The sequence below is a fragment of the Bacillus sp. 5w2 genome, assembly GCF_054353775.1.
On record NZ_JBTIWT010000030.1, the window covers coordinates 42,770 to 52,812 of the forward strand.

Annotated in this window: 11 protein-coding genes and 1 pseudogene; 1 reads left to right on the forward strand and 11 read right to left on the reverse strand. The window is 35.5% G+C overall.

Features of this window, described 5'->3' with window-relative positions; all coding sequences use genetic code 11:
• Positions 1-5: 5 nt before the first annotated feature.
• The 6 genes from ACXY7N_RS29290 to ACXY7N_RS29315 are packed head-to-tail and all read right to left on the reverse strand — an operon-like array spanning position 6 to position 4,926.
• Positions 6-968, reverse strand: a complete 963-nt coding sequence (locus ACXY7N_RS29290) for a DUF979 domain-containing protein (protein ID WP_016087297.1) — start codon at positions 966-968, stop codon at positions 6-8.
• Between the two features lies 1 nt (position 969).
• Positions 970-1,665 carry a DUF969 domain-containing protein gene (locus tag ACXY7N_RS29295; protein WP_000593388.1) on the reverse strand — a complete coding sequence of 232 codons (696 nt, stop codon included), beginning with the start codon at positions 1,663-1,665 and terminating at the stop codon, positions 970-972.
• A 21-nt stretch (positions 1,666-1,686) separates the two neighbouring features.
• Complete coding sequence (gene pxpA, locus ACXY7N_RS29300) at positions 1,687-2,448, reverse strand: 5-oxoprolinase subunit PxpA (protein WP_098878917.1); 762 nt, start codon at positions 2,446-2,448, stop codon at positions 1,687-1,689.
• 17 nt (positions 2,449-2,465) lie between these two features.
• Positions 2,466-3,455 carry a 5-oxoprolinase subunit C family protein gene (locus tag ACXY7N_RS29305; RefSeq protein WP_098486838.1) on the reverse strand — a complete coding sequence of 330 codons (990 nt, stop codon included), beginning with the start codon at positions 3,453-3,455 and terminating at the stop codon, positions 2,466-2,468.
• Entirely contained in the window at positions 3,446-4,159 is a 714-nt protein-coding gene (gene pxpB / locus ACXY7N_RS29310) for a 5-oxoprolinase subunit PxpB (RefSeq protein WP_016134847.1), read from the reverse strand. The genes ACXY7N_RS29305 and pxpB overlap by 10 nt, the downstream gene beginning before the upstream one ends.
• A 14-nt stretch (positions 4,160-4,173) precedes the next feature.
• On the reverse strand, positions 4,174-4,926 hold the full coding sequence (locus tag ACXY7N_RS29315) for an IclR family transcriptional regulator (protein ID WP_016134848.1): 753 nt from the start codon (positions 4,924-4,926) through the stop codon (positions 4,174-4,176).
• Between the two features lie 250 nt (positions 4,927-5,176).
• Between ACXY7N_RS29315 and ACXY7N_RS29320 the strand changes: the two genes are divergently transcribed.
• Positions 5,177-5,587 carry a hypothetical protein gene (locus tag ACXY7N_RS29320; protein ID WP_000735607.1) on the forward strand — a complete coding sequence of 137 codons (411 nt, stop codon included), beginning with the start codon at positions 5,177-5,179 and terminating at the stop codon, positions 5,585-5,587.
• 196 nt (positions 5,588-5,783) lie between these two features.
• Here ACXY7N_RS29320 and ACXY7N_RS29325 read toward each other — a convergent pair whose 3' ends face one another.
• The 5 genes and pseudogenes from ACXY7N_RS29325 to ACXY7N_RS29345 form a co-directional block, all read right to left on the reverse strand.
• The gene (locus ACXY7N_RS29325; RefSeq protein ID WP_016136753.1) at positions 5,784-6,617 is read right to left on the reverse strand and encodes a DNA alkylation repair protein; all 834 of its coding nucleotides are present in this window, start codon (positions 6,615-6,617) and stop codon (positions 5,784-5,786) included.
• 153 nt (positions 6,618-6,770) lie between these two features.
• A complete protein-coding gene (gene lepB / locus ACXY7N_RS29330) occupies positions 6,771-7,322 on the reverse strand; it encodes a signal peptidase I (protein ID WP_000662489.1) in 552 nt (183 codons plus the stop codon).
• Between the two features lie 174 nt (positions 7,323-7,496).
• A complete protein-coding gene (locus ACXY7N_RS29335) occupies positions 7,497-8,174 on the reverse strand; it encodes a copper homeostasis protein CutC (RefSeq protein WP_016087291.1) in 678 nt (225 codons plus the stop codon).
• Positions 8,175-8,290: 116 nt separating this feature from the next.
• A complete protein-coding gene (gene spoIIP / locus ACXY7N_RS29340) occupies positions 8,291-9,421 on the reverse strand; it encodes a stage II sporulation protein P (protein WP_016136754.1) in 1,131 nt (376 codons plus the stop codon).
• Between the two features lie 150 nt (positions 9,422-9,571).
• A pseudogene (locus tag ACXY7N_RS29345) lies at positions 9,572-10,015 on the reverse strand (acyl-CoA dehydrogenase family protein); the annotation flags it as partial.
• Positions 10,016-10,043 lie beyond the last annotated feature (28 nt).

Here is a 10,043-nt window from a genome sequence, read left to right on the forward strand (position 1 = left end):
CCTAATTAGAAACGATATACAAGTCCGTACATAATAAACATATTGATAATAAAGATTGAAAGAGCAATTGGTACTTGCGCTTTAATAACTGCATTTTTATCTTTTAGCTCTAAAAGCATCGCCGGAACGATATTAAAGTTTGCTGCCATTGGTGTAAGCAGCGTTCCGCAATATCCAGCAAACATCCCGAGTGCTGCCATAATTGCTGGGTTTCCTCCGTGCATTTGTACAATTAAAGGTAAGCCAATTCCGCCAGTAATAACGGCAAATGCTGCGAATGCATTTCCCATTACGACTGTAAAGAGCATCATTCCTAAACAATACGCCATAACAGCAACGAACGGATACTCTGTCGGTAATACTTGGCCGACTAAATCAGAAACGACTTGCCCAACGCCAGATTTCGCGAAAATACCGCCAAGTGCTGCTAACATTTGTGGTAAAATCACAGCCCAGCCGACAGCTTGTAGTAGTCTGCTTCCTTCTTGCACAGGCGTTGTTATTTTCGATTTTGTGATACGCATTGCCGCAACAAATGCAAGTAATGCCCCAAGCGCTAATGCGACTAGCGTTACTTTATCTGGATCAACAAGCGAAACATTCCCCCATTTGATTTTTCCTAACGTTAACGTACCGATGATTGTAAAAATTGGTATTAATAGTGCAGGCATAAAAATTTTATTCTTTAATTTCTCAGCATGTTTTACACGTTCTTGTACTGGAACTTCTTTCTCTTCTGATTTTGTTACTTTATTTAGTGAAGCTAACATGACCATAGCAAGTACGATACAGCCAACATAAAACGAAGGGATTACATTTCCGAATAAAAACGTAACTGCAAATAACGCCCAAAATAAGCTAGAACCAAATCGATTTGGATGTTCACGATCGAATGCGATACGAACAGCGATAAAGGCAACGATTATACCTAATACGTAATAAATTGTATCCATTGTAATGATGTTCATTTTATATTGCCTCCTTCTCTTCTTTTTCTTTTGATGTCATCGTTTTCGCTATATATTTATCAAATCTTCTAAACCTGATCCAGCTTACAATAAGTGCTGATATTGCGGTTGGAATACCCCAAAGCGCCATATCCCACACACCGACATGCATACCTACTGAATCGAAGAATCCTTTCATTAATAAAATCGCACCAGTCGCGATAAATATATCTTCTCCGAAAAACCAAGCTGTATTTTCCGCAGCTGCTGCGTTTGCTTTAATCTTCTCTCTTAATTTTTCAGGCAGTTTACCGTATTTACCTTGTGCTGCTCCTTCTGCCATCGGTGCAACGAGCGGTCTTACTGTTTGTGCATGACCACCAATATTCAATCCAAGTGCTGCTGATGATTCTCTTATCGTAAAATACGACATTAAGACTCTTCCAGTTGTTGCGCCTTTTGATTTCGTTATAAGTGCTTCTGCTCTTTCTTTTAAACCGTAACGCTCTAAAATTCCGATTACCGGTAAAGTTAGTATAATCGGCATAGACATATATCTATTTTCTATGAAAAATTTACCGAACATACTGATCACATCATAAAAACTTAATCCTGAAACCATACCAGTAACAATACCTGCAACCATAACGACTAACAGTGTATTTAATCTAAATAAAAAGCCAACTGCAACAAGTAGTATCCCGATTAATTTAATCATTCCAGCACTTCCCCCTATTTTTTATTTTGGTGCACAAATAGAAACACCATTAAGTTCGAATGTTCCGTATATTTTCTTCGCAAATTGCACTGCTTTCTCTCCATCACCATGTAAACAAATTGTTTTCGCCTGAACTACTACTTTCTCTCCGTTCACCGCTTTTACATAGCCTTCTTTCACCATTTCAAGCACTTGCTTTATCGCTTCTTCTTCATTTTTTATGAGTGCATTTTCTTCCGTACGACTTGTTAACGTCCCATCTTGCTGATACGTACGATCAGCAAAAGCTTCTTGTACGAGAGTTATATTGTATTTTTCCGCGGCCTGTATAAACGCCTCGCTATTCGCTAATCCGTAAAGTAATAGATTGGGGTTCATATGATAAATTGCCTTTGCGATCGCATCTGCAATTTCCGAATCAGTCGCCGCCATATTATATAGAGCACCGTGCGGTTTTACATGCTGCATTTTCCCGCCAGCTGCTTTCATAAAAGCGTCTAATGCACCAATTTGATATAAAACATAATCGTATACTTCATTTGCTGAAACGTTCATGTTCCTTCTCCCAAATCCAATTAAATCAGGAAAACCAGGATGTGCCCCTATTGCTACATTATGCTGCAGTGCTTTCTCAACCGTTTTTCTCATTACAGTTGGATCACCCGCATGAAAACCACAAGCAATATTTATAGAGGAAACGAACGGAAGAATTTCATCATCATTCCCCATTTTATAAGCTCCAAAACTTTCTCCTAAATCACAGTTTAAATCGATTGTAGTCACAATGTTTCCTCCTAATTTCAGCTTCGTAAAGCGATGAATTTCTTTAATAGATTCATATTTATTTCTTTTTCTATGTACAATTGTTCCGCTTCTTCAAGCTTAATTTTCTCAAAAGAAACATAGTCCCCCGGTTTTAGCTGGGCAAGAAGAGGTAAATCTACTGAAATGATATTTCCCATTCTCGGATAGCCACCTGTCGTTTGCCTATCTGCCATTAATATAATAGGCTGTCCACCGTTTGGAACTTGAATGGTCCCAAATGTAACCGGACTCGATAAAATCTCTTTTTCTTCCATCCTATTTAAAACTTCTCCCTCAACTCTATAGCCCATACGGTCAGCGTAATTAGATACTTTATACTCTTTCGTAAAAAATGCCTGTATACTTTCTTCTGTAAATTGATCATATTCAAAATCAGTGATGACACGAAGCTTAGGATGTTTCTTATACTTTGGTCGTACGCTGCTGCTAATTGCCCATTTCGTTTTCATTCGCTCATCCTTTTGTAAGTCTTGAATGAAACGATTCGCCATTTCTGAGTGCGTACCAAGTTGAAAATAATCCCCTTTTTTCAGCATTCTTCCTTCAATACCACCAATCGCAGCACGTATGTAAGTACTTTTGCTTCCCATTGTACGATCAATATGTATACCACCTGCAAAAGTCACATACGTTCTGCAACCGCTTTTCACTTTTCCAAAGCAAAGCATGCTACCTTCTTCCGCTAAAATAGGACACCATAATGGAATACGCTCCCCATTTAGTAGCGGTTCCATATCCGCACCACCAATCGCAAGTAACGTCGTTTTCTTTATTAACATTTTCGGTCCCATAATCGTCATTTCGAGTCCCGCTTCATTCTCTTCATTACCAACTAACATATTGATCATCCGAAGTGCACTTTGATCCATAGCCCCGCCAACAGGTACGCCGTATTGTTGATAATGAGATCGCCCTAAATCTTGGACTGTTGTAAACATTCCTGCATGCAAAACCTCTACATCCATTCCTTAGCCCCCTCAAGTGATACGTACTCTTCTTTCGTTATTGGAATAAATCGTAAATACATACCGCTTTGAATATAAGTTGGTGTTTCTTCTTCCGGATTAAATAAGGAGATTGGTGTTCGGCCAATAATATTCCATCCACCTGGTGTTTCAAGCGGATAAATACCTGTTTGATTACCGCCAATACCTACTGAACCAGGAGAGATTTGCAGCCGTGGTGTTTCTTTTCTAGGTGTTTCTAGTTCTTTTGATAGTCCTCCTAGATACGGGAACCCTGGTGTAAAACCTAGCATATACACAAAATATGTTGTTTCACTATGTATTCGAATCACATCTTCTACTTGCAAACCGTGATAATGTGCAACCTCTTCTAAATCAGGTCCATATTCTTCCCCGTAACAAACTGGTATAGAAATCTGTTTCACATCTCGGTTCAATTCTTCTTTATACGAATCACACAGCTCTTTTATATATTGGCAAACGTAATTATATAACCCTTCACTTCTCTCATTTCGCTTCCATACTTCGTATACATTGTAGTAGACCGCTAAGGAAGTAAACGACGGAACGCATTCAATCATTCCTGTAAACGGATGTTGCTGTAGTGCTTGAAATAGTCGTTGCACTTTTTCGTATACATCCATCCCCATTTCTTCACCAAATGTAACAATAATTGCTTGATCCCCTAATGCAGAAAATTTCATCCTACTCCCTCTTTCTATGCCAAAAAGCCGAGTTCTTTCGAAATGCGATGTGCTGTTTCTTTCACCTTCGCGATAAAATATGAAATATTACTTTCGCTATACTCAATTGCTAATCCCGAAATACTAATACCTGCTACAACCGTTCCATCGCTTGCAAAAATAGGCGCTGCTATAGCCGCAGTATGATTTTCTAACTCAGAGTAGCTAATGGTATGTCCTTCCTTTTTCGCCATTTGTAACACTTCTAGCAATTGCTTCTTATCCACGATTGTTCCATCTGCAAACTGCTTTAAATCCGTTTCCTCTATGTATTTTCGTTTCTCTTCCTCAGAGAAATACGATAGTAAAATTCTTGGACAAGCACCGGCATAAAGTGGAGCTCGTCTTCCAACCGCCGTATACACACGTACCGGCTGAACTCCTTCCATCTTTTCCACATAAATCGCGTCATTACCATCTTGAATAATTAAATTAACTGCCTGCCCTAAACTATCCCTAAGCTCTTTCATATATGGAATCGCAATATTTCTTACTGATAACCTTTGTGAAACAAGTTGACCAAATCGTAAAAAAACGACTCCTAGACGATATCTTCCCTTCTCGTTTTTTTGTAAAAACTCCATTTCTTCTAACGAGCCGATTAAACGATAAACAGATGTTTTCGGCATACTCGTAAGCTGAACCATCTCTGTTAAACTTAGTTCTTCATGCTCATAAAACAATTCCAAAATATCCATTGTCTTAACTGCCGTTTTATTTATACTCATTCTATCTCCCTCTTGTTCCGAATTTCGGAACTTGAATTCCATTTTTCGAAACAAACATATAATTTAAAATTATAAAATATTCTTTCAATTCTATCAATATTTTTTTCAATTACTTAATCTTTATGTTTTGTCAGTAATTTAAAATAAGCGTAAATAATTATATACATTTGTAAATTTTCACATTAAACTATTACATTTCAATATTTTTCAATTATCATATACATAATACGAAATATAAGGAGTGTTTCTTTTGAAAAAGTTGCTAGTGATTCCTGCTATTATGCTATCTTTTTGTATAGGTTATAATGTGACATTTGCTACAAACGAAGATACTAAGCTAGACTCTCAAATTGAACAACGTGCCATAACTAACGAAGACGTTGCATTTTTCGGATCAACCACTTATAATTTCAACTATTTTAATGGAGATAACTTAAGCGTTCTTGTACAAAATACTGGTGATTCTCCTTTTAGTTATACTTTATATAACGCTAAAGGTGCTTGGATGATTGACGGAACTTTAAAACCAGGGGAACAAGCGATAAGTGAATTTAGTATAAATTGGAGTGATTGGCTTCCTGACGGTGAATATAAAATTATTTTTAGAAATAGAGACGGTTCACTTTCCAAAGTACATGTTGCTACAAAACTATTTGAATAAAAGTTACAATAAAAAAGTACGGAAGTTTAGATTTGAAATAAAATTTGATCACCTTTCATTAATAACACTGATATAAAAGAAAATATAAAGAGCATGTATTGTTCAATACATGCTCTTCTCATAGTTATTCAAAGTATTCTTTTTTTAACATGATTGATTGTTCCTTCGTAGAACTAACAAGTCTATTAGTTACATATTACTTATTTTTCAAAATCGTTCTTTTAGCTTTTTTAATCATTCTACTAGTTGATTTTATGTCAGTATCCTTTTCCCATTCTTCACACAGGTTCATTACCCAATCCGGTTTCGTTTTACTTGCATCATTTAACCAGTTTCCAACCGAATCTTGTACATATTTTGATGGATCTGATTTAAGTAAATTAAGAATGGGAAGTGCTTTTTCTGGTTCTTGTTTTAATATTTCAATATGTTTACTCCATACACCTCGAGGACGAATAGATTCTACAGAGAACCTGCGAATATTCTCATCTTCACTTTTTGCCCATTCTACTAACAATTCCACACTTTCTTCTATATTTTGTGAAAGATCTTCTCTAATTGACATCCAAGCAATTTCTCGAACACCAAAATGATGATCCGCCGCAAAAGGTCGAATATACGTTAATGTATCTTTTAATGTGTTATTTGATTTTTTATTCATAAACGCTGCCCAACATCGTACACTATCTGAAATATGCTTAGATAATTTTAACAGTACGTCTTCCTTGTTTCCTTCATTCTCTTTGATTATAATTTCATCTAGTAAAGTGCCTGTTATTCGTATGACTTTCATTCCTGTTTCAACGTTCTGTTTTTCCAATTCACCTACTATATATTCCAAACTATTCTTGAGTCCTATTGAAGGTAAGACATTTTTAAGTAGTTCAATATGATTTATAGCTAGCCATTCTGTTAGATTAACACTTTCTATTTTCCCTTGCTGTAGTAACTGTAAGACCTCTTTAGGAATTTCGTTTACTTTCCTGGCTCCTTTCCTGTTTAAGATAACTTTTGATTCTTTCGTTGTCATCTTAATTCCCTCCTTTCAATATTATCTTCAAATAAACAGAGGCCATTTTGAAAAATAATAATCAAAATGACCTCTGTCTTTCTTAACTGAACATTCAGTTTCACAAAAAATGTGATTTAAATCCGCCGGAAGAATATTTCTCCCATACTTGCTTTATAACGCTCTTACTTGTTTCAACGGCCAGAAAACAGCTTGTCCTTTTCCGACAATTTCATCTTCTGAAATAAATCCAAACATACGACCGTCTTTAGAAACTTCACGATTATCCCCTAAAACAAACACTTGGCCTTCTGGCACTTTCGTTTTTCCTGTGATTTGTTCTAACGTAAAGTCTGGAGTTAATACACGGCCTGCTGCTTTTTCTTTAAACTCTTTTAAATATGGTTCTTCCATTGCTTTTCCGTTTACATATAAAACATCATTTTTATACTCAACTGTATCACCTGGTAAACCAATTACTCGTTTTACTAAATCGTATCCTTCTTTTCCGTGGAAGACGATAATATCAAAGCGATCTAATCCACTTATACTATAACCAATCTTATTCACAAGAACTCGTTCGTTATTTTCTAAAGTGGGCATCATTGATTCGCCTTGTACTAATGACGGTGTAAATAAAACACCACGAATAATTGCGATTAATACAAGGGTAAATCCTATCGTTTTAGCCCATGAGAATAATTCTTTCTTCGTATTTTCCTTCATCGTTTCTCCTCTTTCTTACGTGTTTATTTTATCCCGTATTAACGGGCAGTAAGACCCCACCTCAAAATTCAGCGAAAACAAAGAAGCTGAATTTTGAGGTGGGGATCAACTGCCCGTAAAAGCCCGATTGGTTCAACTAATAATCAATGGGGGATGCCCCCACTGATTAAAGTTTCACTTTATCATTCGAACTAATTCTTGTACTATATTAAGATCAATTTCAGCAAAACATGATTTCCCTTCTCTTACTGCTGTACCGACATGAGCTTGCGTGATTCCAGTTTCATCTAGCAATTGCTTTATATTTTCTTTCGTCACGCCAGCTCCAGCAACAAGTTGAATTTGACCATCGCTTACCTTTTGCATCTCTGTAAGCACCGGAATATTATCAACTATATCTCCTTGTCCACCTGAAGTTAAAACGTGAGTCACTTTATGAAATTTCTTTAAAGTTTTCATCGCTTCCACTGGATTTTCTATATCATCTATCGCACGGTGATACGTTACATTTATTCCATCTACAACAGACAATAAATCTGCTAGTTTCTCTTCATCCACTTCATTTTGTTCGTTTAGTACACCTAATACAACACCAGCTGCTCCTAATTCCTGCGCAACTATAATATCTTCTTTCATCATTTCAATTTCTTCTTCCGTATATGTAAAAGACTTCGCATGCGGACGAATCATAACGTGAATTGGAATATGTACTGCTTCTACCGCTTTTTTTATAAATGCATAACTCGGCGTTAAACCGCCTTCTGTATAAGATGAAATTAATTCAATTCGCTTCCCGCCAGCTCGTTCAATTCGTTTCACATCTTCTAAACATGTTGCAATAACCTCTAGCATGAGATAACCTCTTTTCGTGCTTTTTTCTTATTATACAGTAGGTGAAATAAGAAGCATAGCATTCTCCAATAAAACGATAAAAAGAAGAATGAAAAGAAAGATTTTTTCAATTATATTTAGTTATTTTTCTTAGTTACTTCATTATAATAGTGGCTAAATGCGTCTACTAATGCATCAACGGAAGCATATAATTCTTCTGGTGTATTATCTACGCCTCCCATTTCAATAAGTAATGCATTTGGAGAAAGATCTTGATTGTATACTCCATTCCCGCTTTTACGATCTTTAATAAAAATCCCCCGGCTTAAACCGTAATACTTCTCATCTAAATATGAATTTATTGCCGTTACTATTTTTTTATTTTTTTCATAGTTAGGATTCTCTCGTCCTAAAATAAAATAAAGCCGAGCATAATTCTTTCCATTAATATTTTTTGTTGTGATATTTTTTCGTGCATCATCTCTATGAAGATCCATTGGAAACATAATATTTTTATCTTGTGCTAATTTATCTTGTAATACTTGACGGGATCCTTTGTAAGATTGGGCCCAATTCAAATTTTTATTTCGCAGAAAATCCCTCATATTTGTCGTATCATGTGAGACACCTATTCCTTTTTCTTCTAACTTTTGTTTTAAATAATTTCCAACAAACGTAATATTCACTTCATTATTTGTACTGGAAGCATCATCGGGTATAGTAGCACCTGGAATAAGAGGAATAAACGATTCCCAACTATGTGTATGATAAATAAAAACTTTATTTTCACCGTTATTTTGTGTATTTGAATTGTTTTCTTTCTCACTCTTTGGGTGTTCAATAGCAGAACCTTTATCTTTAATATTCTCTAAAGGAATGCTGGATTCTTCAGGAATGTTCGTATAATCTGTTCCTTCCCCAGCAATTAATATTTCCGAATAAAATTGATTCATATTTGGAAGTTCTCGAGTTAATAAACTTCGGAGATCATTGACATTAATATTTGTAGAAAGTGAAAGTAAAAAAGATTCCAAAGACGCTCTTCCTTTTTCTTTATGAAATTCTTCTGCAAAATATCGATTCTCACTTCCTATCATATACATAAGGCCTTTAGTAGAATTACTTCCTAATAATTGATTAACATAATACGATTTGAATACGTTTGAATTACTAGAAATGAAGAATGAAGTGAGGATACATATAATCGTGAATAAAATACATATCACTACATACTTTATATTAAATACTTTCAGTTTCACTTTATTCATTTTATATCTCCCTTCATTTACTATATTCTTACGCTTAATTTTTAAGTAATATGATTAATAATTTAATAGAATTCCCGTTCTAGTAATTTTTATAAAAAAAGAAGATCCTACAATAGGATCTTCTTTCTCTTAGCTAGTATGTTTTTTAATCTACGACCGAAACGCCGCATCCGCTAATATAGACAGTGTTGCATCATCCATCGGCGGATTGTGCAATCCTGCTCTGACGTTTAAATAGTAGCGATGAAGTGGATTTTTTTCTGATAAACTTTTTGCTCCTACGATGCGCATTGCTTTATCTACAATAGATATTGCCGCATTCGTTACGGCATATTTTACTGCTGCTAGTTCAGCTTGTAATGATAGTTTATCCTCTGCCTCATCGTACTTTTTCGCAATTTGATATAAAAAGACGCGAGCTTGCATAAGCTCAAGTTCTAATTCTCCAACTAATCTTCTAACATTCGGCAATAAACTAATAGAATGATTTAAACTATTTGGTTTGTATGATCCCGCAAATTGAACTGCATAATTTCTTGCTGCTTGTGCAATTCCTAAATAACATGCTGGTATATGTAGCAACCAGCCAATACCGATACGATAAACTTAACTAAATCTATAC

What these genes read in the sequence shown, in the direction of transcription:
- ACXY7N_RS29295 (WP_000593388.1), bottom strand. Translation starts at nt 1,665, where the DNA reads ATGATTAAATTAATCGGGATACTACTTGTTGCAGTTGGCTTTTTATTT.
- lepB (WP_000662489.1), bottom strand. Translation starts at nt 7,322, where the DNA reads ATGAAGGAAAATACGAAGAAAGAATTATTCTCATGGGCTAAAACGATA.
- ACXY7N_RS29290 (WP_016087297.1), bottom strand. Translation starts at nt 968, where the DNA reads ATGAACATCATTACAATGGATACAATTTATTACGTATTAGGTATAATC.
- spoIIP (WP_016136754.1), bottom strand. Translation starts at nt 9,421, where the DNA reads ATGAATAAAGTGAAACTGAAAGTATTTAATATAAAGTATGTAGTGATA.
- ACXY7N_RS29335 (WP_016087291.1), bottom strand. Translation starts at nt 8,174, where the DNA reads ATGCTAGAGGTTATTGCAACATGTTTAGAAGATGTGAAACGAATTGAA.
- pxpB (WP_016134847.1), bottom strand. Translation starts at nt 4,159, where the DNA reads ATGAAATTTTCTGCATTAGGGGATCAAGCAATTATTGTTACATTTGGT.
- ACXY7N_RS29315 (WP_016134848.1), bottom strand. Translation starts at nt 4,926, where the DNA reads ATGAGTATAAATAAAACGGCAGTTAAGACAATGGATATTTTGGAATTG.
- ACXY7N_RS29325 (WP_016136753.1), bottom strand. Translation starts at nt 6,617, where the DNA reads ATGACAACGAAAGAATCAAAAGTTATCTTAAACAGGAAAGGAGCCAGG.
- ACXY7N_RS29305 (WP_098486838.1), bottom strand. Translation starts at nt 3,455, where the DNA reads ATGGATGTAGAGGTTTTGCATGCAGGAATGTTTACAACAGTCCAAGAT.